18 protein-coding genes are annotated in these 22355 nt (G+C 37.2%); 12 read left to right on the forward strand and 6 right to left on the reverse strand.

Features of this window, described 5'->3' with window-relative positions; translation table 11 throughout:
• Positions 1-127: 127 nt before the first annotated feature.
• From AC4BHA_RS04040 to AC4BHA_RS04060, 5 genes are all read left to right on the forward strand, one after another.
• Entirely contained in the window at positions 128-646 is a 519-nt protein-coding gene (locus tag AC4BHA_RS04040; RefSeq protein ID WP_148629497.1) for a sigma-70 family RNA polymerase sigma factor, read from the forward strand.
• Positions 639-1913: a DUF4179 domain-containing protein gene (locus AC4BHA_RS04045; RefSeq protein ID WP_490558201.1), complete on the forward strand. Its 1275-nt coding sequence runs from the start codon at positions 639-641 to the stop codon at positions 1911-1913. Before AC4BHA_RS04040 ends, AC4BHA_RS04045 begins: the two co-directional genes overlap by 8 nt.
• 98 nt (positions 1914-2011) lie before the next feature.
• Positions 2012-2518, forward strand: a complete 507-nt coding sequence (locus AC4BHA_RS04050; protein ID WP_490558202.1) for a DUF1643 domain-containing protein — start codon at positions 2012-2014, stop codon at positions 2516-2518.
• 467 nt (positions 2519-2985) lie between these two features.
• On the forward strand, positions 2986-3495 hold the full coding sequence (locus AC4BHA_RS04055; protein ID WP_490558203.1) for a response regulator transcription factor: 510 nt from the start codon (positions 2986-2988) through the stop codon (positions 3493-3495).
• A gap of 358 nt (positions 3496-3853) precedes the next feature.
• Positions 3854-5164, forward strand: a complete 1311-nt coding sequence (locus AC4BHA_RS04060; protein ID WP_257468963.1) for a C40 family peptidase — start codon at positions 3854-3856, stop codon at positions 5162-5164.
• Positions 5165-5272: 108 nt separating this feature from the next.
• Here AC4BHA_RS04060 and AC4BHA_RS04065 read toward each other — a convergent pair whose 3' ends face one another.
• Together AC4BHA_RS04065 and AC4BHA_RS04070 are read right to left on the reverse strand one after the other, a co-directional pair.
• Positions 5273-6241 (reverse strand): SMP-30/gluconolactonase/LRE family protein, encoded by a 969-nt coding sequence (locus tag AC4BHA_RS04065; protein WP_490558204.1) that lies wholly within the window; start codon positions 6239-6241, stop codon positions 5273-5275.
• Between the two features lie 359 nt (positions 6242-6600).
• Complete coding sequence (locus AC4BHA_RS04070; protein ID WP_139891366.1) at positions 6601-7824, reverse strand: NupC/NupG family nucleoside CNT transporter; 1224 nt, start codon at positions 7822-7824, stop codon at positions 6601-6603.
• Between the two features lie 224 nt (positions 7825-8048).
• Between AC4BHA_RS04070 and AC4BHA_RS04075 the strand changes: the two genes are divergently transcribed.
• Entirely contained in the window at positions 8049-9083 is a 1035-nt protein-coding gene (locus tag AC4BHA_RS04075; protein WP_490558367.1) for a DUF3626 domain-containing protein, read from the forward strand.
• A 284-nt stretch (positions 9084-9367) separates the two neighbouring features.
• Here AC4BHA_RS04075 and AC4BHA_RS04080 read toward each other — a convergent pair whose 3' ends face one another.
• Entirely contained in the window at positions 9368-13837 is a 4470-nt protein-coding gene (locus AC4BHA_RS04080; protein ID WP_490558205.1) for an Ig-like domain-containing protein, read from the reverse strand.
• An 874-nt stretch (positions 13838-14711) separates the two neighbouring features.
• Between AC4BHA_RS04080 and AC4BHA_RS04085 the strand changes: the two genes are divergently transcribed.
• From AC4BHA_RS04085 to AC4BHA_RS04105, 5 genes are all read left to right on the forward strand, one after another.
• On the forward strand, positions 14712-15059 hold the full coding sequence (locus tag AC4BHA_RS04085; RefSeq protein ID WP_066101165.1) for a lmo0954 family membrane protein: 348 nt from the start codon (positions 14712-14714) through the stop codon (positions 15057-15059).
• A gap of 16 nt (positions 15060-15075) precedes the next feature.
• The gene (locus tag AC4BHA_RS04090; protein ID WP_066101162.1) at positions 15076-15723 is read left to right on the forward strand and encodes a PspA/IM30 family protein; all 648 of its coding nucleotides are present in this window, start codon (positions 15076-15078) and stop codon (positions 15721-15723) included.
• Between the two features lie 107 nt (positions 15724-15830).
• A complete protein-coding gene (liaF, locus tag AC4BHA_RS04095) occupies positions 15831-16562 on the forward strand; it encodes a cell wall-active antibiotics response protein LiaF (RefSeq protein WP_490558206.1) in 732 nt (243 codons plus the stop codon).
• Positions 16559-17596 carry a sensor histidine kinase gene (locus tag AC4BHA_RS04100; RefSeq protein WP_490558207.1) on the forward strand — a complete coding sequence of 346 codons (1038 nt, stop codon included), beginning with the start codon at positions 16559-16561 and terminating at the stop codon, positions 17594-17596. The genes liaF and AC4BHA_RS04100 overlap by 4 nt, the downstream gene beginning before the upstream one ends.
• Positions 17593-18225 carry a response regulator transcription factor gene (locus AC4BHA_RS04105; protein ID WP_140461195.1) on the forward strand — a complete coding sequence of 211 codons (633 nt, stop codon included), beginning with the start codon at positions 17593-17595 and terminating at the stop codon, positions 18223-18225. Before AC4BHA_RS04100 ends, AC4BHA_RS04105 begins: the two co-directional genes overlap by 4 nt.
• A gap of 204 nt (positions 18226-18429) precedes the next feature.
• Here AC4BHA_RS04105 and AC4BHA_RS04110 read toward each other — a convergent pair whose 3' ends face one another.
• Positions 18430-18732, reverse strand: coding sequence for a DUF3139 domain-containing protein (locus AC4BHA_RS04110; RefSeq protein ID WP_066101154.1), 303 nt, complete (start codon positions 18730-18732; stop codon positions 18430-18432).
• Between the two features lie 374 nt (positions 18733-19106).
• Between AC4BHA_RS04110 and AC4BHA_RS04115 the strand changes: the two genes are divergently transcribed.
• Positions 19107-20300, forward strand: a complete 1194-nt coding sequence (locus AC4BHA_RS04115; protein WP_066101151.1) for an MFS transporter — start codon at positions 19107-19109, stop codon at positions 20298-20300.
• A gap of 142 nt (positions 20301-20442) precedes the next feature.
• Here the strand turns inward: AC4BHA_RS04115 and AC4BHA_RS04120 are convergent, their stop codons facing one another.
• Together AC4BHA_RS04120 and AC4BHA_RS04125 are read right to left on the reverse strand one after the other, a co-directional pair.
• Positions 20443-21075, reverse strand: coding sequence for a response regulator (locus AC4BHA_RS04120; protein ID WP_490551889.1), 633 nt, complete (start codon positions 21073-21075; stop codon positions 20443-20445).
• A 12-nt stretch (positions 21076-21087) separates the two neighbouring features.
• A complete protein-coding gene (locus AC4BHA_RS04125; protein ID WP_490558208.1) occupies positions 21088-22206 on the reverse strand; it encodes a GAF domain-containing sensor histidine kinase in 1119 nt (372 codons plus the stop codon).
• Positions 22207-22355: the final 149 nt, after the last annotated feature.

Raw genomic sequence — 22355 nt, forward strand, 5'->3', positions numbered from 1 at the left:
ATTTTGAGGTCTTTTATTTATGCTATAAATCTTAAAACTATAAAATTATGGTATTTTTTATAATATATTGAAACTTTTTTCTAGGATAAACAGTCTAATAAGTAGAGAGAAAACAGGGGGGAGCCGCATGCATGAAGATGCTTCTTTAGTACAAAGGGCTATAAAAGGGGATGATACAGCATTTTTAACTTTATTAGATCTTCATAAGGAACAGCTGTATCGAATGGCCATTGTCTATTTAAAAAATGAAGGAGAAGCTCTGGAAGCTATCCAGGAAACGACTTTTCGAGCATACCGTTCAATTAAAAAGCTGCGAGAGCCATCCTATTTCTCTACATGGCTTGTAAGAATTTTATTAAACGTTTGTTCAAATGAATTGAAGGCCAAAAAAATACACCATCATTTCATTGGACAGGAAATGGTCCATACGGATGATTATGGTCAGCTTGAAATAGAAGAGGCGCTCATGTTCCTGGATGAACCATCACGTGAAATCATCGTATTAAAGTATTTACGGGACCTATCCATAAGTGAGATTGCGGATATATGTGAATGCCCACAAAGTACGGTTAAAACAAGACTTTACAAAGGCCTTCGGAAGCTCAAGGAACTAATGAAGGAATCGGGAGGTACCCGCCATGTATGAAAAAGAGAGACAAGAATTATTGGATTTAAAAAAACAAATGGAATATGTGCCTGTACCAAACGAAAAAGTTTCCGCAGCCATTCAGTCAGGCTTTAGTAAAGCCAAACACAAGAAGAGAAAAAGACTTATAAAATATACAGGATTAGCAGCGGCTGCTATTGTACTCCTGTTTTGCATTAGCCTGGTACGAGTGTCACCGTCCTTTGCAAATGCCCTTTCTTCTATACCGGGCGCAGAAAAAATTATCAATCTAATCCGAAACGATAAAGGCTATATGTCTGCAGTGGAGAATGATTTTTTACAGTCAGTTGGACAGACGCAAGAGAAGGATGGGTATAAGGTAACGATTGAATCCTTAATTGTTGATAGGCATAGGATGGTTGTTTTTTATCATATAGAGGGAGCAGGGGATGAAATACAAATAGAATTTCCCGATCTATTGATTGACGGAGACGGTGTCGAGCAATCCATATCCTATTCAGCTCATGAAAATGGGTTCGGCTCCTTAGATTTTAATCTAGTGCATCAGCTTGAAGATAGAGAAGAAATAGAACTAAAAGTCCATCTGAAAAATGACACTAGCTTAATAGGTCCATTTAAGTTCCCTTTGAAAATAGATCATTCCTTGTATAAAGGTCAGCATAAACAGATGGCCATTGATGAAACAGTGACCATAGACAATCAGCGGATTACGTTTGGAAAAGTAGAAATTGATCCACTAAGTGTCAGGGTTGACGTAAAATATGATCCGAATAATACAAAAAAAATATTTCATTTGAATCATGTTAGGCTAATGGATGATAAAGGTGAGATATGGGGATCTACTGGCAGTCATTTTAATGAGGAAGAAAGTAAAATCTATATAGAAAGTAATTATTTTCGGAAACCCGAGAAGCTGTACCTACTATTCGATGGTATTCATGCTCTAAATAAGGATGAGTTAATCATTGAAGTTGATGAAAAAACAGGCAGGCTATTGAAATATCCATCGGATGGATTTGTGAAATCTTCAAAGATAGAAGAGAATAAGGTGTCTATTTTCATGAAAATCCCCAAGAGTAAAGATACTGTTTCTAGTGGTGGAATGATAACTGATGGAACAGGTAAAGAAATTTCAACAGGGGAAGCGGAGTACTGGGAAATAGACGGTTTAGACGCTATAAGCTTCTACTATAAACCAGAAGAAATCATTAAGGGTCCTCTTAATATTGAATTAGACACCTACCCACTTACCCACAAACAGCAAGTCAAGCTCCAAATAAAATAATGGAACAAAATTGTCCTCAATGATTGTTGGCCGGTTTTATCATAAAAGTCACCTGAGGAGCTTATACATAATAATAGGAACGGAAAGGGGGAAATCGATTGAAGAGGAGTGCCATCATAAAAGGAAATTATCGATATTCCCTAAAGAGGGAATGGGATGATTACAATTTAAGAAAAGCTGTCTTTGTTCTTTTACACCCAAGCGAGGCTGATGACAGAGTGGATGACCGGACGACCATGCGTTGTGTGTCGTTTGCTAAGAAATTAGATTGCGGTTCTGTGGAATTGGTGAATGTATTTGCCTATCGGAGCAGGGACTGGAGAGATCTCAGGAATCTGTCCTTGGAGGAGGCTACAGGTCCTGAGAACCGTTTCTATTTAGAGAATGCCTTACACAGCGGTTCTGAAATTATCGTTGGCTGGGGAGAAAACTGTACCATCCATCACAAAGATTATCAGGAATTATCGGATTGGTTTAAGGGATATGTTCCTAACTGCCTGGGTACAACAAGAGAGGGGCATCCTCTGCATCCGTTGTTTGTAAGAAGTGATACGACCGTTCAACCCTATCTCTTTCCAAATGTAAGTTCGTTTAAACCGTCATGACAAAGGAGCTGTCGATTCGTTTCGACAGCTCCTTTTTAGATAGATAAGTAGTTTATGAAGCAGGTGGCGGAGTTGGTATTTCAGTTTCGTCTGTGCCATCGTCCACAGGAGGCTCAGGTTCTTCTATCCCATCATCCGGATTTCCACCGTCTTCTTCCTCTTCAGGTTCACAGGATCCGGGTCAGGTTCGGTAGCCGGTGTCTCAGCTTCCGGTGTTTCAGGTTCAGCTGCAGGCTGATCGCCCGAAGGTTTGTCCGATTCTTCCTCTTTATTGGTTTCTTCTTTATCTTGCTCCTCTGACTTGTTTGTTTCTTCTTAGTCCCCTCTTGTAAACTCTTAATAATATCCTTTAATTCCTCTTCACTGCTATCTTCCATCTGACCACCTACACCTGAGCAATAGGAGTATACGCCCACCATATAGATAATCAGGAACAAATCATAAACATTCCTGCACTGACACATTATTTGAATAAATTAAAACCAGCAGGAAATGAGCTGCGTAATTTTCAGCCTATTTTTATAGAGGATGCCACATACGGTTTTCCTGAAAAATTTATTAAGCAATTTAATCTCGTATCCATGTTAATTGTCCCTATTTATGTTCCGGAAGAAGGTAAGATGATTGGCGGCATTTTACTAGATAAAGGGCCAGGGCGGAAATTTGAGCGAGATAGGAGCTTGTATCCCGCATTAATGAAATTTGGGCAAAGTGCAGGAGAGCTGTTGCTTAGGTTTACGAACCCTGAAAATTCTGTAACACAGAATGATTTAAATCGTAAACTATCATTTTCTTCTCATGAAGTTGATATTATTAAGTTATTGGCTGCAGGAGCTTCTACAACAGAGGTAGCTGTTCAGCTTTATTTAAGTGAGTATACGGTCAGAGAATATATTTCAACCATTATGAGAAGGCTGGATGCCAAAAATCGAACAGAAGTAGCTGTAAAGGCTATTAGAATGGGAATTATAGATTAGAAATATGGAAATAAGAGGATTAAAGAAAATACTTAGATAGTTTAGATGTTTTATTCGCCAATAATCACGGGATTTTTAAGTGGATTTTAGCTTAATTTTCTCCTTCTGTTAAAAGTAATTTACAATTATTTTACTAAAAAACTTACTTTTTGTAAGTTTTTTTATAGAATCGAAGTTATTTATGCCCTATTATTACAAATTAAAAACTAGTAACATGTTTTTGAAATATAATTGTAATATTACTATAACTTATTTGTTAAATTAGCATGATATACTTATCTATGTTAGATAAATAGATAAATAGAAATGGTATGAAAGACCCGATAAATTAAAAAACTAGGAAGCAGGTAATACTTTAATGATGAATAAAAGAATTATTGCGCTAAGTACGGCTTTATTGCTTGGGTTCAGCAGTTACATAGGCACTCCATCAGCAAGTGCTGCAAAAGACCCAGCTAGGCAAGCTGAGGTTGATAAAGCTCAAGCTGCTCTAAATGAGGTACAAGTTGAAATTTCTACTCTGAATACTCGTATTGATCAAATCAACCAGGCTGTGAAAGATAATCAGAACATGATTAATAAAACAGAAGATGATATTATCAAAACGGAAAAACAAGTAGAGACTTTAGATAATGAAATTACCGAACTGGAAGAAAAAAATGAAAAACGCCAAGAAATTTTAAAGAAGCGTGCTATTACGTACCAACAAACAAATGGTAACGTCAGCTATTTAGAGGTAATTTTTGGATCTACTAGTTTTGGAGATTTTATTGAACGAATCGGAGCCGTATCAACAATTGTTAAAGCGGACCGTCAATTAATTGATGAAATTCAAGAGGATCAGACCCAACTTGAGGATAAACAAGCAACAGTAGAAGAAAAGCTTACTGGTTTAAAGGATATGAAAACTGAGCTTGTTGGTATGCAGCAGGATATTAAGCAACAACAAGATCAAACAAATTCCTTAAAGGAAGAGCTTAAAGCTAAGGAAAAAGAAAGTCAACGTCAATTAGCAGATGCTAAAGCAAGAAATATCGACATTGTGGTGGAGCCAGTTGTTGTAAAAGAATCTTCCAATGTAAAAGAGAAAATTGAGAAGATTGCTGATACTCAAAAAGAAGAAACAAACTCTTCAACTAAGAATGAAACAACAAATAAAGTGAATTCCAGCTCTAAAGAAGAAGCTGTAAGCACTTCGAAGAACGAACAAACTAGCTCTAAACCAGCTAATTCAAACTCTTCTAATAAGAAGCCAAGTTCTACTAATAGTTCTACCCAAAATAAAAATATTCAAACCGTTATTACTGCAGGCAATAAATATATTGGGAACTCTGTTTATGTATTCGGCGGTGGAAGAACTCAAGCTGATATTGCAGCAGGACGCTTTGATTGCTCCGGTTTTGTTAGCTGGGCATTTAAACAAGGTGGATATTCTGTACCAGCGAGCACAGATGCTCTGAAACATGCTGGAAGACAGATTCCAACAAGCCAAATGCAACCGGGAGATATGGTTTTCTTCGATACGTATAAAAAAGACGGTCACGTCGGCATTTATGTTGGCGGTGGAAAATTCATCGGTTCCCAAAGCTCTACTGGTGTAGCAATTGCCAGCCTTAAAACAGGATACTGGAAACAAAAATTTAACGGACGTGTTGTGCGCGTTCATTAATAATCAATAGAAAATTTTTAAGGAACGCCCATCTAAGGCGTTCCTTTTTGTATTTGAACTAGGTTTGAAATTGTGTGTTAAAAAGCTCAGCTATGGGCTACTTACTTTCTATTGTAATCCATATGGTTGTGATTCCTCTTTTTTTACAGGAATTCGCCACACTTCATTTTTTGAGGATTCAGTAATATACAAGTACCCGTCATGAAAGGCTAGATTAGTTATAAATGTTCCAGCACCGACAGGCAGACGAATAACCCCGTATTTAAATCCATCTGAGTCCTGGACTACAATTTCACCGGCTTGAAAATGAGCTATATATAAATTTCCCTCAGTATCGACTGCTAAGCCATCAGGACCGATTCCGCCCTCAAATTGCCCAAAGATAAAAGCAGTTTCAGGTGAAGAAAGGGCATTTTTGGAAGGGACAGAGAGTACTCTGTTTTTATTAAACTCAGAGATATAAACACGTTGGCGATTTGCGGAGATAGCGATCCCGTTCGGATAAGCTATGTTTTCGGCAAACAGTTGCGCTTCATTGCTATTTGGAGGAAGATAAAAAACGCGACCGACGGGGTGAGTTGCACTAGAACCCATTGGTTCAGTGAAATACAGGCCCCCATCTTCATCAAATACTAAATCATTCAGCCCTTTTAAAGGTTCCCCATTAAAAGAATCTACTGCGACTGTACTTTCATTCGTATTAGGATTATAGGCATGTATAACCCCGGTTAAATCTGTTATAAATAACCTTCCGTCCTTATGGAACTTTGCACCAACAGGACTGGGAAATTGTTTTACTACTTCTATTTTATTTTTTTTTATAGTGAGAAGTTCACCGGTTGTTGGACTGACCAGCCAGATATTTCCTTTGCGGTCGAAATTTATTCCTTCAATAAACCCTTCATCGCCTTTTGCGATTTTTTCCCATTTTGCTTTTGGGGGAATAATTTCAGAAAGTTGATGTCTTTCTCCTTTTGGTACAGGCTTTGTTTCATACCATCCTTTTGCACCTACATAGGTTCCAGTTAGTAACATAATTCCACATAGTACAGATAGAGAGAACCATCTTTTTTTCAAATCTAGAATGCCTCCTTTTTATTGGTTATTAATCATGGTTGTATAACATGCTGTATCAACAAAGATTTTAACTATTAACTAGAAATATACATGGAAGAAGGTGGTAAAACAATATGAAAAATCATTGGTATATTTGTCATTCTCCGTAACTATTTCATCTATACTGGATGTGGGGAATTTGTTAAAATAATGTATTTCACTTGCGATATGGAAAATATCGGGGATATAGAATTAAAAAGAGATTTGAGAACAGGTATATGATGTTTGCTAGTGCTTCATAAAAATTAAAGCCTCAAGTCTTAAAATCACTTGAGGCCATAGTATTTAATATCCTAAGCTTTAAAAATCCGGATTATTTCCTACCCAATAATCATTCCTGCAATTGCAGCACTTAAACAGGATGCCAGTGCACCTGCTATGATCGCTTTAATGCCTAATCGTGCGATATCAGGTCTCCTCTTTGGAGATAACTTTCCAAGTCCTCCAAGTAAGATACCAAGAGAAGAAAGATTTGCAAATCCACAGAGTGCAAAGCTAATAATGACAACGGCTTTATTTGATAAGGAGTCAATCATTGGAGCAAAATTACTATATGCCACAAATTCATTTATAACAAGCTTTTGACCAATGAAGTTCCCAGCTGTCAAGGCTTCATTCCAAGGTACACCAATGACAAAAGCTAATGGAGCAAATATGTAGCTTAATAGTAATTCAATTGATAACTGATCAAATCCAAACCATCCACCAACGAAACTTAACAGACCGTTCAGCAGAGCAATTAAAGCGATAAAGGCAAGCAGCATGGCTCCAACATTCAGTGCTAATTGAAGCCCAGTTGATGCTCCGTTAGCAGCTGCATCTATTACATTGGCTGCCTCTTCATCCTTTTCCATTTCAAAACCTGTCGCATCTTCCTGACTGTGTTCCATCTCAGGTATCATGATCTTAGAAAGTAATAGTCCTGCCGGTGCAGACATAATACTTGCTGCTAGCAAATATTCTAAGGGAACACCTAATAAAGAATATCCTACAAGTACGCTACCTGATACTGAAGCCAACCCACAGACCATAACAGAAAATAATTCGGAATTGGTCAATCTATCTATAAACGGCCTTATAACCAAAGGTGCTTCTGTACACCCAACAAATATATTAGCTGTTGCATTAAATGTCTCGGCTTTTTTTGTGCCTAATAGTCTTGCAAGAGCGCCACCTACATATTTAATGACAAATTGCATAATCCCCAAATAATACAAAACAGAGATTAAAGCAGAGAAGAAAATGATGATTCCTAAAACATTAAATAAGAAAACGGTTGTAATGCCTGATTGTGGTGTATAAAGACCGCCAACCAGGAAGTTTATTCCTTCATTTGCGTAACCGATTATGTTATTCACAACATCGGTTATTTTCTGAAATGCTGCACGTCCAAGTGGCCATTTTAAAACAATAAAAGCAAAAGAAATTTGAATAGCCAATGCTACAACTACAGTTCGAATATTAATATTTCGTTTGTTGGTTGATAGAAGGAAGGCGATTCCTAAAATACAGATAATCCCGAGCATTCCCCATAAGTAATTCATTATGTCACCTCTGGTTAGTATTTTTCTGTCTGAGAATAGTAAAAAAGTTACTTTTACACAAAAACTTAATATATCAATTGGATGCATAATTTGCAAGTGAAGTATATTTTATCCATTGTTTTTATAGTATGGAGTTAAAATAGCCAAAATATTTGTCAAAATGCACTGTAATTATGTTTTGGTAAGTAGGGGAATAGATGTTAACAGCATTTCAACGATAGGCGATTCAGTATATTGAAGCATACTCAAAAAAACTACAAAAAGATGCAAAACGAACTCTTAATCATGTACTGACGATGTCAAATATATCAACAGAAGTATTTGAGCAAGCGGTTAATAATATGAAGAATAACGCAAGAATTGGCTTGCATTTTCATCCGGATCGGCTCACTCACAACCGGATAAGCGTGGCTGAATCTTTATTCAATGAGGGTGTATACAAGAGTCAATTTGAAACATTCATTTCAAATGGAAGTGTCTCTGCCTATCAAGGGGGTGAGCGTGATCTTTGGGAGACAAGAATGTTTGGAGGAGCTTATCAGTTTAAAGGCACAAGCCATAAAGAACATCCTAAATATGGGGCATTGAATGTTATGTTACATTCTGATGGACCTGCACCACGTTTTGGTTCCTGTTGTTTTCTGCTTTCTCCGAAAGTCTCCTATCGTTCTACCTACACATATATGGACTCACACCTCGAATTAAAGGAAAAAGGGATATATCAAGAATTCGATTTAATTTTGGCAGCGCTTTTAGAAGAGTCATTTTCCAGAGAAATTGTACTTGGCGAATCAGAATTACGACCACCTAAGCTAATAAGTTATTTGGCCAACCTATATAATATACAATCAGACCTTGTGAAACGAAAACCTAATCGCAATCTGGATTATTACATTGAAGCACAAGTACACGGGGAAGTATCGCTTGAAAAGGATGTTGATGCACTTGTGGCTGATGATTCTTTTCAAGCTACTGAAATCGGAAATATGCTAGAGCAGCTTTGCGGACAGTATTCAATCAGCCTATATTGGAGAAAGGGCTTTAAACTTAATAGCAAGGACGTCCCTTCAGATTTCAGAGGAGCGAAAATGCCTCATCTGGCAAAACGAATAACTAATTGTGATTATATTGATGCAAGCGTAATTGGTTCAGCAGCAAAAGACCTGTGCTGTTATCCTGAGAATTGGTCTGATTATGGAACTGTCAAAGAGGTGCTACAGGAGTTAAAGCTCCTTTGGCATGTATTGGTGAGATATTAATCCAAATTTGTTCGCAATCGATGACATGATATAAATTATGTGGAATACTACCCATTCCACCCATGCGTTTTTTTGTCAGTTCTTCTTTGGGTACTGTTACACCAATTAAACCACTCATCTCTAACCTGCCAATTATATAAGAACATATCTAACATGAACAAATCCCTCTTGGTATAACAGTAGTTTCATCTTCTATCAGAATGAATCGAAGCTTTAAAAGACAGATTATTAGGTAAAAATAAAAGGTGCCCTGGGCGACAAGCCAGGGCACCTTTTTGCTTTACTTATTTTTTCACTTTAACCGTTTTTGCTTTGCTCGTATTGCCAGCTTTATCTTTGGCAGTTACAGAAAGAGTCGTACCGGCTTTTTGCTTTTTGATTTTAACGGTATAGTTCCCTTTGCTGTTGGCCGTAGCAGTGCTAAGAGTTTTAGAACCGGCTTTGACCGTTACTTTAGCCCCGGCTTCTGTTTTTCCTGTCACTTTTGTAGAACTTGATTTTACTGGATTAACAGAAGGAGTAGATGGAGCAGTTTTATCTACTACCTTTACTGTTTTTGCTTTGCTCGTATTGCCAGCTTTATCTTTCGCAGTTACAGAAAGGGAAGTGCCAGCATTTTGTTTTTTGATTTTGACTGTATAGTTTCCTTTGCTATTAGCAGTAGCTGTACCGAGAGTTTTAGAACCAGCCTTAACTGTTACTTTTGCACCAGCTTCCGTTTTACCTGTTACAGTTGTAGACTTGTCTGAAACAGCATTGACAGAAGGAGCGGAAGGAGCTGTTTTATCCGTTACTGTGATCGTTGTTACTTCGCTCACTAATCCAGTTTTCGGATCTGTAACAGTAGCGTATAATTTAGTACCGGCTTTCAGCTTCGTTTTTAAATCTATCGAGAATTTACCATCATTCGCTGTAGTTGTTAGTGTTAAGTTCTTTTTATCTGTAATGGTTACTTTTGAATCGGTTGGTGCAGTTCCCGTAATTTTTGTGCTGGCATCCGTTACAGCATTTACGGATGGCTTAACAGGAATTGGCACCTTATTAATTTCAATTTTCTTCTTAACTTGGTACCCTGCTATATCCTCAAGCACGAATTCATACTCGTTCACACCTTCCGCTAATGGAAGTTCAATTTCCTGAGTTACAGAGTAAGGTGCGTAAACAGGTAAGTCACCCAAATCATTAAATGTGTTTATTTCTTCATTTCCATTAACGACTAGTCGAAGAGCATTGTAGTTATCACCAACTTTGACCTTAACTTTTTGGCTATCACCTGTGGAGAATGCCTTGTAGTCAACTTCAATTGTTGGCTTTTTAGTATCAATAAAGATTTCTCTGTTGAAATCAATCTTGTTACCGGCTACATCTGCTCCATAGAATCGAATATCATGTTTACCTTCTTTGGAGAACTCAAAAATATCAAAGAAATAAGGCTCCTTAGTTTCTTCATCCAACTCAATTATAAGGTTCTGGCGTTTCCCTTCATATTCAGCCCATACATAATCTATCTCAGAATCGTCAGTTATATATCCGAAGACAAATACTTCAAGTTCATTGTAGATTCCAAGTGGTGCAGGTTCTATGACACTGATATAAGGAATTGTCTTATCCAATAATGATTTAGCACCGCGGTTCCCAGCATAGTCATGGGCAACTACGTTGATATTGTCACCGTTTTTCACTTCTACTGGTGTATCATCGCTATACTTCAGGTCGGATAATTTGACACTGTATGTGTTGGTGCTGTTTGGTGCTACATAATCTTTCAGTGCTTTACCGTTAACGGAAAGCTCGATATATTGAAGTCCTGCGCCTGAATTTGTATCTTCAGCTTTAAATGTAACTGTCTTTGTTGCATCATCATATTTAAGATCAGACACAGTTGGTTCTGTATTATCTACTAGGATTGGCATTTTAAATACTTGAGGTTCCTTGCCCTCGTAATCGATTATTGCCTTGACTTGGTAATAGTACAGTCCTTCTTCAACAGATTTGTTATTTACTTTACCATCCCATTCAGTGAAGTATGGCTCGAATGTTACGATAGAGTCTGCTGCATAGTTCTTTCTTTGGTACTTATCAGTAGTTATTTTACGCAATGTTTTACCATCTGTATCGGTAATACTGTATTCCACCGTTTTGCTGTTTCGTAAAAATGATAGGGCAGGGGCCACTGCATCATAATGACCGTCAGCATTTGGTGAAAAAGCTATTTTAGATGGATCAACAATTTGATTCTTATCGAATGGACTAACTCCTAAAAATTCACCGGTATTAGAATCGGCAAGACCTGTATATCCATAGAATGAATCGACGGAATTATTCATTGGATCGATAATGTTTGGTTTATTCCAGTCACCTTTAAATCCAACAAATGGTATGGATAAAGTAGGTAGAGAGTCTTCGAGATTCTTAGCTTTTAAGAATACGAAGCCTTCAACAAAGTATCCGTTTTTCATCGCTTTTTCTAAATCAGCTTTTGCATTTTTTAAATCAATTGTGATTGTAAAATCTTTAGATTTACCAGCTGCAACAGTAATTTCACTATCGGATGTAACAATTGCTTTTTTGATTTCCTGTGGTGTCAGATCATTGAACGTATATCCACCTGCTTCGTACAGAGCATCGGATAGTACAGTTGTATCAACTGTGTATGTTGCATCTTTCTCACTGAAGTTAGTAGCAGTCAGTGTAAAAGAGAACTTATCGTTGGAAATTTCTTTTAATGTAACTTTTCCATCATCCGTTCCTTTATTTACCACGTAAACTGGGGAAGTAATTGCTGAGTTTAATTTCATAACCCCGGCACCCTGACGACGTGGTGAATAATAGGTTGTACCGAGAGGATCTTTAATAGTTTCAGATGTATTCATTAATAAAGTTTTCGCACGTTGGACTTTATCCTTGCCTTCAAGATTTGGAAAATTTTTCTCTACATATTCCAACGCAAGGGCAGATCCGCCTGCTACATGCGGTGCAGCCATGGATGTACCGCTCATAACTCCATACTTATCATCATTTAATGTTGAATAGATTTTTCCACCTGGTGCTGTGATTTCAGGTTTAAAATCTAAGTTTGGTGTTACTCCCCATGAAGTGAAGGTAGACAACTGTCCGGCTGTACCGTTTTCTAGTTGTATCATTTCCCTGGTGAATTTAACTTTACCTACATCACCAGCTGCTTTAATTTTTTCTTCAAACATAGTACCATCGCTTACTCGCAGTGAAACCAGTGGGATAGTAGGGCTGTTTAGAGCCATGCTGACAAAATCTCCATGTGCAGGAGTTCCCCTGATAATAACACCGATGGCTCCGGCAGCTTCGGCTTGCTTTTGGATTTCACCGTAGTTTGGAGTAGCAGCTGTTCTGACAGCAAAAACTATTTTACCAGCTACATCCTTTCCTTGATATTGATCTGGATGACCATTACCAACATAAACAACATCTTTTTCAGTTGTACCGAAAACATCTAATGGTAGAGGAGAGGATTGTGTTTTATATCCAGCTGAGTATGTCGTTCCACCAATCGTAAATTCAAATTTATCTACAAATACATGTGTGTTTTCAAGAGAAGCAACTGAGATGGAATCTTTGGAAACACTTGGTGATCCTACAAGCCCGATATCAGGGTTCGTTGCAAAAGGATCTGCGTATCCATCAGAGATCTGAGCAGAGTTACCCGCTGAAATGGCCATTAATACACCGTTATTAACAGCTCTTTCAATCGCCTTTTGCTCAGGATCTTCAGGAGATTGGAATCCTGCAGTTGATCCAAGACTCATATTCAACACATCTGCACCAAGCAAAATGGCATCATCAATTGCTTTAACGTAAATATCGCCCCATGTAGAAGGCATTTCTGAATCATTACCAAATACTTTTAAAGCTAATAATTGTGTTTCAGGAGCAATTCCTTTAATGCCTCCAGCATCTTTGGATCCATTTGCTCCAACCGTTCCACCAACATGCATACCATGCATGGATGCATCAGAGCCAAGATCAAGAATTTCTTGATTCTTATCATAATAGTTGTATCCGTATGGAACCTTCGCTGTATGGTATTTTCCTGGTAATTTATTTTTAGAAATGCTTGCATCTACATCCGATTTTGTTAACTTTGCTTTGCTTTCATCAGTTAGAACCATATCTTTATGGCTGGGATCAATTCCAGTATCAATAATACCAACAACTGTACCTGTACCATTGTATCCTTTGACCCATGTTTCTTCTGCTTCAACGATATCACCACTGGATACCATTTCAGGTTTTACTTCCGGTCGCTTATATTCATTAGCGATATATACAGATGAAACAGTGGAGATACTTTCAATTTTTGATATGTCTGAAGCCTTTACTTCACCACTGACCCCATTTGCGACTACTGTAAAGGAGTTTTCAACGTCGAATTTTACACGTTTTTTATTAATAGATGATAGGAAATCGGATTGTTGGTCTTTAACGTTTGCTTGTAATTCCGATTGTTTTGATTTGGAGAGTTCTTTAAACATAACACCTTGTTTAGTGGCGTAATCAATTGCAGGAGTACCTTCGAGTTCTACAATAACGCGCACCTTTTCATCTGGGTCATATTTACTTACATCCAGTTTCTTTTTTACTGTGTTGCTAAAGGGCTTTAGTTTAGAGTTTTCATATGTATTAGCGCTCGCTGTACCTATACCGATTAATAAGTTAGATAATAGTAATACCAGTGATAGTAAAACAAAAACGACATTCTTAGTATTTTTGAAATGCAAAGCTCCAACCTCCTTTTTATTTGTCAATATCTGAAATCTACAAAATCACCCCTTAATTGAAAATGAAAGTTTAGGTAAATAATTTACTATCTACCACACTATTAATTTACCACCACGATTATAAATAGTCTTTTTAATTTTTTGATTTTTCAAAAAATAGTAAATACGACTTAGCTAATTATGGGGTTTATGCTCGAAAAACAGAGAAGAGTGGGTAGAAACACACAGAAGGAAGATGAGTAGAAAAGTGTGTTTTTTAAGTATACAAGGCCATCCTAACTGGTAAGTAGCAAAAAAGAAGAGATATTGACATTATTAGAAAACTTGAATGACAACCAAAAACTCAGCGTTCTTTGGCTCTGAGTATGTATTCTTTAAAACTATATTAATTTCGATACATCCCGACAGATTGGGGAGCGTTATATTCAAAATCGAATTTCTCATAAAGCTTATCAGCTGGGGAATCAACTATTAAACTTACGTATGCTCCCCGGGGCAGATGGTTATTTAGATAGTCTGTTAGATTTTCCATTATTACTTTACTTAATATATGGTGTGATTCGGCTTCGACTCCTAGTCCCTCGAGGTCATAAGGATAGCCACTACGGTAGGAGAAATCGCCCCTGGCGCGCCTCTTCTTATGCTTATCGGGCCTGTACAGTCACCTCAGCACTAGCTGGATAGGATTTTCTTCTCCTAGTGCAATACTCGATTCTCTAATTATTTTTTGCGCTATTTTTTTGGAAGCAGTACTGCAGAGCTTTTTAATAGTCTTAGTTTAGCTACGCCTCAAGACCTAGGTGGAAATCAAGCTCAGGGTCGTTATAAAGAATATTCTTCCAAGTTAAACTAAAGACATAAGGAGGGAATATCAATGAAAAATCTCGGATTGATCTTGATTGTGCTGGTGGCTGGTCTAATCGTTATCGGTAATATTGGTTCCATTATTACATTGGCCATTACATTAGCTATTTTGTATTTTGCCGTGAAAGGATTCATGAAGTCGGATATAAATTTGTCGAAAGTGGTTTGGGGAGCAATTGCGGTTATTACATTATTGGCTTCAGTTGGTAATATACCTGCGTTAATTGGCTTGGTGGCTATGTATGTTCTTTATTATCTATATAAGGAGCATAAGAAGGAAAAGGACTATGTGAGTCATGATGATCCATTTACAAACTTTGAAAAAGAATGGGAACAATTAAATAAAAATTTTAAATGAGGAGTGTGCAGGAAACATGGCAAATTTATTTACTCGTATGAAAAATTCGGTAGAAGCAGATCTTCATGATTTAATCGATAAGCAGGAGGAGAGGAATCCAATTTCAAAATTGAATCAATATTTGAGACAATCCGAAAGAGAAGTTGAACAGGTTCAACAATTAATACAACGTCAATATCGATTGAAAGAGGAAATAAAGCGTGAATTAGCGGTTGCTAAGGAAATGGCCGATAAACGTAAACATCAGGCTTATATTGCTAAAGAAGCAGGCGATGTGAGTGAATTATACGAATTTGCCATTAAGGAACAGGCGGTTTATGAGGACCGTTCAGCCAAAATTGAACATCTGCTTGTGCAAATTGGTCTTGATTTAAAACAGCTTGAAGAGAAGTTTACTTTAATGAAGCAAAAGCTGAAAGATATGCATATAAAGAGACTTGAGCTGATGGGGCGGGAAAATATTGCAAAGGTTCATCATAAAATGGATAAGTTAATGGAGTCCGGTAAAGACGCTGTAGAGGGTGAAGGGCAACAATCCTTAGAAATTGATGATTATATGATGCAAATAGAAAATCGAGTGAAAGCTAATTATTATGAAGCAACGATTGATACCCGCATTGCAGAAATTGAAAAAGATTTAAAAAGGAAGGAAACAGTGAATTAAAAAAATGGTATTCTAGTATGTAGGACGCAGTATTTTGCTGCGTCTGTTTTAGATTAGTAATCAGCAGGTGATCATCTATGATGAATTACGGATAGGGGGGTAGGAATATGCAGAGATATAAAGAAGGGCATTGGGCAGAAAAAATATTAATTGCTATTTTAATTGTTGCTTTAATTGAAATTATCTTTTTTCGCTTTCATGAAATTCTTTATACCGTATTGTTTTCGGGAATTTGTATTTATTACGGCTATTCCCGTTATTCTAAACTATTTGGGAAAATGATATTTTGGATTGGTATAATATCAGGTCTTATAGGCTTAATTAATCTATTCATTGTCAGGCTCCTACTCTTTATTATTCTTCTCTATTATATTTCACAACATCTTCAAAAGAGACGTGAACCTATTCAAATCAAACCTAAAGAATCGTTTGAACAGCAGGAAAAACAGAATGGTGAAATATCTAAGCCTGTGATTACGAATAGAATTTTTGGAAGTCAGAATACTCCTGAGTACGTATACGAATGGAATGATCTGAATGTGGTAAGCGTATACGGAGATACTCATATCAATTTGAGCAATACAGTCTTGCCAAAGGAAATATCAGTCATTTCGATTCGCAATGGTATTGGGGACATTGAAATATTTGTACCGTACGATGTGGGTGTGCAAATTTCCCACACTTGTTTATTTGGAACAGTACGTTTATTTGATGAAAAGGAAAAAGAGCTTAGAAATCAGCAAATTATGTATAGGTCAGAAGGATATAACGAGGCTAGCTATAAAATAAAGGTCGTTACCTCGATCGGTGCTGGCAATTTGGTGGTGAAGTGGATATGAGTATACTAAAACGCCAATTACTGATCTGTATATCAATCTCTCTACTGCTATTTTTAACTATATTCTTATGTTATTATGTAATCTTTTTCTCCTCTGATTGGACTCCTCTATATGAGAAGAAGATCTTTAATGTGCCATTTCTGTTATTTGCGCTAAGTATTTCCCTGTTGTTTGGTGTTTTGTTCGGAATTGCAAGCGGGTTATTCTATAAATCTGAAATTAATCAGTTGAATGATACTTTGCGAAGTGTAAACCTCGGGGAAAATCTTTCGGAAAAAGAGATTAAGACAAGGGAGTTATCTGAATCTGTCGAGAAAGTAAAACAAATCCAAACGGTCCTTCTTGATCAGGCAAAACGTTCTCAGGCACTGGCTACTGAAAATTCAGTGGAACAGGAAAAACGAGTTCAGGCAATGGTTAAAGAGGAGAGAAACAGATTGGCCCGAGAACTCCATGATTCTGTCAGCCAACAGCTTTTTGCTGCTTCTATGCTTATGTCAGCCATCAATGAATCAGGTGGGGATGAAGAGGCAAGTGAGAAAAAACAGCTTAGGATGGTTGAAAGTATGATTCAACAGTCCCAATTAGAAATGCGAGCCTTACTTTTACATCTCCGTCCTGTACATTTAAAGGATAAAAGTTTGAAGGAAGGCGTAGATAATCTTTTGAGCGAACTCAAACAAAAAATCCCTTTTACGGTAAAATGGAAGGTAGAAGATCTGGAATTGGAGAAGGGGATTGAGGATCATTTATTTAGAATCCTGCAGGAATCCGTTTCGAATACATTACGGCACGCTAAAGCACAATTATTGGAAGTGTATATTATTCAGCATGAACGTTCTTTAATTATGAGAGTGATTGATGATGGTGTTGGATTTACCGCAGATGAAGCGAAGGCTGGCTCTTACGGGTTACAAAATATGAAAGAGCGGGCGATAGAAATTGGCGGCATTCTAAAGGTGGTTTCGGTACCAAAGCAAGGCACGCGAATCGAAGTAAGAGTACCATTAGTGAATGTAGGTGAGAAAGTATGATAAGAGTATTGTTTGTAGATGACCATGAAATGGTTCGTATAGGTGTTTCTGCTTATTTATCTTCTTTATCCGACATTGAAGTGGTAGGGGAAGCGGAAAATGGACTTAAGGGTGTCGAAATGGCATTGAGCCTAAAGCCTGATGTAATATTGATGGATTTGGTAATGCCTGAAATGGATGGGATTGAGGCAACCAAGCAGATTCTAGCGGAGTGGCCGGAGGCAAAAATAATCATTGTGACGAGTTTTGTTGATGATGAAAAAGTGTACCCGGCTCTTGAAGCAGGTGCAATCAGCTATATGTTAAAAACCTCGAAAGCAAGTGAAATAGCAGATTCGATACGCGAAACCTATAAAGGGCAATCCGTTCTGGTACCGGAAGTGACAGATAAACTCATGTCTAAATTTAGGAACGCAAATAAAAGAGATTTGCACGAAGATTTAACATCACGAGAAATGGAAATTTTATTATTAATGGCGGAAGGAAAGACGAACCAAGAGATAGCAGATCAATTATTTATTGCACTTAAAACGGTTAAAACACATGTGAGCAATATTTTAGGTAAACTTCAAGTTCAGGATCGTACCCAAGCAGTAATTTATGCTTTCCATCATAAATTAACAAAATAGATTACCGATTGCATGAGTATGGTAATCACTTTTGTTAAGATAATTATCATTATAATTTTAATAATAAAGTGAAGCTCAACTCCGACTGTTCTAATTCAAATGGATTTGAGCTCTTTTATTTATGGATATGTTAAACTTAAGTGTTAATTATATCCAATTAATTTAGAAAATCCTATTTATGAAGGATTTTCCCCTTACTACCTTTTATTGAACGTGTTCTACTCCGTTTTCTACATACGATTCTAAAATTACTTCATTTTTATTTTTGTAATAATAGTAGGTTTTATTATCATCTTTTAGTCGAATACTAACCATCCAATTCTTATCTCCTCGTAAATTTGCAATAAATGGTTCACTGGAAATAATGTCATTCTTTGAAATGTTCTCTTCAGTTGTCAGATACTCAATTACACGTTGTTCAACAGTTGACTTTTTATATTGAATATAGCCTAATCCAATTCCGATAAAAGTTAACAAAATTAATACAGTCGCTCCTATTTTTCTCATTTACAACCTCCTAATAAAAATTTATTAATAAATTTAATAGAATAAAGACTACACACTGGACTTTTACAAGCATGAGCTATCATAAGTATCTGTCATTTCAAATAAAAATGATATTATAAAAATTGTTTGATAGTATGCTGGTAGATTCAGATGTGGAACCTTTCAACATTATAGGAAGTTAATTTATAAATACATTTTAAGCAAGTAGTCTTTAATACAGAAAGGTGTAGGATACTATCAAATGGGAATAACAATATATTACTCCCTTGCCTACAAAAGAAGGGATTTTTTGTGTATTTTTTAAATTTCCATAGAAAGATAGTTTCGTATTCGGGTAATATAAATAATGTAAAGGAGCAGAAAGAAGGTATAAAATGATTGATCAAGCACAACAAGGAGTTAAACAAAAAATAAAGAAGGAAAAAATATGGACAAGAGATTTTGTCTTCATTTGTATTACAAACTTCCTGATCTTTTTAGGTTTTCAAATGACCTTGCCGACAATTTCGTTGTACGTTAAACATCTCGGTGGAAGTGACCAGCTAATAGGAGCAGTTGTGGGGATATTTACATTTTCAGCTTTGCTGATTAGGCCCTTTGCCGGCAAGGCATTGGAAACGAAGGGAAGACGAATTGTCTATTTCGGAGGTTTAATTGTTGTTATCCTTACCCTCGGGTCATTTGGTTTTATGGCAAGTATTGCTTTGCTGTTCATGATGCGGATTATTCAAGGATTGGGTTGGGGAGCATTAACTACAGCTACTGGTACGGTTGCTTCAGACTTGGTTCCGGCATCAAGACGGGGTGAAGGAATGGGTTACTTTGGGCTGTCCGGAAATATTGCGATGGCTATTGGGCCATCTCTTGGTCTTGCTTTGGTTGTTATGATACCATTTAATCAGTTTTTCTTAATTTGTGCTATTCTAGGAGTTATTGCTCTTCTGGTAGCAACGCAGATTAAGTTCAAGAAAGCTGAGAAAGTGACTGTGCAGCCAACTGGTAAGAAGATACTGGATCTATATGAAAAAAGCTCGTTAAAACCATCCATACTGGCATTTTTCATCACATTTACTTTTGGGGGAATAGCTACTTTTCTTCCTTTATATACAGCACAAAAGGGAATCGATGGAATCCAGTGGTATTTTGTTATCTATGCATTATCTGTTATGTTGACAAGAACGTTTGCCGGACAATTATATGACCGTAAAGGGCACAAGGCTGTATTTATACCGGGAACATTGTTGGTGTTTATTGCGATGCTATTACTATCCTGGCTGCCTAGCACCAGCATGATGTTATTTGCGGCTTTCCTTTATGGATTTGGATTTGGAAGCGTTCAGCCAGCCTTACAGGCATGGGCAATTGATCAGGCACCCCAAAATCGTAAAGGAATGGCTAATGCTACATTTTACTCGTTCTTTGACTTAGGTATAGGGATAGGAGCTATGATTTTCGGACAGATTGGACATTCATTTGGCTACAGCAGTATTTATATGACAGCGGCTGTGTCCGTATTCATGTCGATGGTTATTTACGTACTTATAACCCGTGAGAAAGCAGTTCGCTAATTGCTTAATTACGTATAAAAAACCAGGTGAGTCATGACTCACCTGGTTTTTTATATAGATTTTCTATTCTCTTTTTTTTACCGGATGAATTGAATGGAAGAGTACATAAATCCCCAATAAAATAACAGCGAATCCAAATCAATTAAAAACCATTTCGTATCGCAAAAAGAGCAGCCTGAGTACGGTCCTGCAGCTCTAGCTTAGACAGGATATTGGATACATGAGTTTTTACCGTTTTTTCGGTTATGTAAAGTGCTGAAGCAATCTCTTTATTGCTTTTGCCGTTGGTGATTTCCTTGAGAACTTCCTTTTCTCTTTGAGTCAATGATTCTAACGAATTCTGCTTGGATTTATTCGTTTGCAGAACTGTCATTAATTCTGCGGTAATTTTGGAATGAATATAGATTTCTCCGTTTACTGCCTTTTTAATAGCTAGGATTAGTTCCTCTGGGTCGCTTTCCTTTAATAGATAGCCACTGGCTCCCGCATCCAAGGCAGGAATGGTATGGTCTTGATCTGACATGCTGGTGAGGATTAAAACTTTCACATTCGGTATGGTTTCCACAATGTGTTTTGTTGCATCGATTCCGTCCATTACAGGCATTAGTAAGTCCATTATCATAATCTCGGGAGTCAGTTTTTTGGCCAGTTCAATTGCTTCCTTACCGTTTGTTCCTTCTCCAATTACGCTCATATCAGGATGGCTATTTAATAATAATGCCAGTCCTTTCCTAACGACATGGTGATCATCCACTAAAACAATTTTTATCGTCATTAAAATTCTCCTTTAGTATGGCAATTCAACCGTTAAACTGGTGCCGGAGTTCTTTTTGCTAATTATGCTTAATTTCCCTTGCAGGGCTGTTACGCGTTCTTCTATACTCTTAAGCCCAAGACTCGGCAATCCCTTTACTGATGAAATATCGAATCCTACTCCGCCATCTTCAACCGACATGATAATATGATTTTGTTTGTATTCAAGAGAAAGTAAGACTTCTTTTTGACCGGAATATTTAATGGCATTATTGAAGGCTTCCTGCCCAATCCTCCATAAATTTCCTTCGATTTTTGAAGGGAGAGATCCTGTCCCTTTCACCTGAACAATAACTTGTAAACCGAGTATTTCAGCATATGATTTGAGGGCACAAACGAGTCCGTTCTTTAGTCCATCTGGCCGTAATTGCCAGATCAATGCCTTCATTTCAGCCTGTGCATACTGTGACATCCTCCCAATATCAGCAAAAATCTGTTTGATTGAATCCTCTTTTGATAGATTGATTCCGGCCTTTGATGTCACATTAATAGAGTAAAGTAATTGATTTACAGAATCATGCAGGTCCCGTGCCAAGCGATTTCGTTCCTCTGCAACTTTCAGTTCCTGCTCCCGTTTTGTTAAATGGATTCGTCTCAGGGCATTGCCGATTTGATAGGCAATGGATTCTAAGAGACCCAACTCTTCTGCTTCGAATCTTTCTTTATTCGTTACGGCTACGTTTAATACGCCGAATTTTTCATCCCCAGCTGATAAGGGAACAGTAGCATGGTAAACAAGGCCATACGTATCGCCCCATTGATTCAATCTTGCATTTTCCAACCGCTTGCATTCCATAATGTTCGAAGCTTTATGTAGATTATCTTTTAAAAATTTATTCACACACCAACAGTCACCTGTACACATGGGTTCATAGTCTGAAATTTTTAAAGCGGGCGGCAGTCCCTCAGAAGCGGCTAATTTGTAATTGCCCCGTTCGTCAATAAGGAAGATCCAGCCGGTTTCCAAAGAGGTTATTTTTAAAAGCTTCTTTAATACCTGAGCCAAAACTTCTGTTAAATCAGTGCCTTCGTTTAATGTTTCAGCGATTTCTTTCAATATATGAATCTCTGAGAGAAAAATTTTACGGACCACCTTTAGTCTCCTTAATAAATGTTTTGTTATTATTATACATTTTTTATGGTGGAGTACTACTAAAGATGTAGCTGAAACTCCATCCATCCTCCGAGGGCATGGCTGTTTTTTTGCAATACGCTATAAGTATAAGTTTCTATAGGAGGTAT

The organism is Pradoshia sp. Z3_51, assembly GCF_058215915.1.

Bases quoted from the DNA above. Each gene is read 5' to 3' on its own strand.
- liaF (WP_490558206.1), top strand. From the start codon at position 15,831: ATGCAGAGATATAAAGAAGGGCATTGGGCAGAAAAAATATTAATTGCT.
- AC4BHA_RS04105 (WP_140461195.1), top strand. From the start codon at position 17,593: ATGATAAGAGTATTGTTTGTAGATGACCATGAAATGGTTCGTATAGGT.
- AC4BHA_RS04090 (WP_066101162.1), top strand. From the start codon at position 15,076: ATGGCAAATTTATTTACTCGTATGAAAAATTCGGTAGAAGCAGATCTT.
- AC4BHA_RS04040 (WP_148629497.1), top strand. From the start codon at position 128: ATGCATGAAGATGCTTCTTTAGTACAAAGGGCTATAAAAGGGGATGAT.
- AC4BHA_RS04045 (WP_490558201.1), top strand. From the start codon at position 639: ATGTATGAAAAAGAGAGACAAGAATTATTGGATTTAAAAAAACAAATG.
- AC4BHA_RS04100 (WP_490558207.1), top strand. From the start codon at position 16,559: ATGAGTATACTAAAACGCCAATTACTGATCTGTATATCAATCTCTCTA.
- AC4BHA_RS04115 (WP_066101151.1), top strand. From the start codon at position 19,107: ATGATTGATCAAGCACAACAAGGAGTTAAACAAAAAATAAAGAAGGAA.
- AC4BHA_RS04070 (WP_139891366.1), bottom strand. From the start codon at position 7,824: ATGAATTACTTATGGGGAATGCTCGGGATTATCTGTATTTTAGGAATC.
- AC4BHA_RS04060 (WP_257468963.1), top strand. From the start codon at position 3,854: ATGATGAATAAAAGAATTATTGCGCTAAGTACGGCTTTATTGCTTGGG.
- AC4BHA_RS04110 (WP_066101154.1), bottom strand. From the start codon at position 18,732: ATGAGAAAAATAGGAGCGACTGTATTAATTTTGTTAACTTTTATCGGA.
- AC4BHA_RS04085 (WP_066101165.1), top strand. From the start codon at position 14,712: ATGAAAAATCTCGGATTGATCTTGATTGTGCTGGTGGCTGGTCTAATC.
- AC4BHA_RS04120 (WP_490551889.1), bottom strand. From the start codon at position 21,075: ATGACGATAAAAATTGTTTTAGTGGATGATCACCATGTCGTTAGGAAA.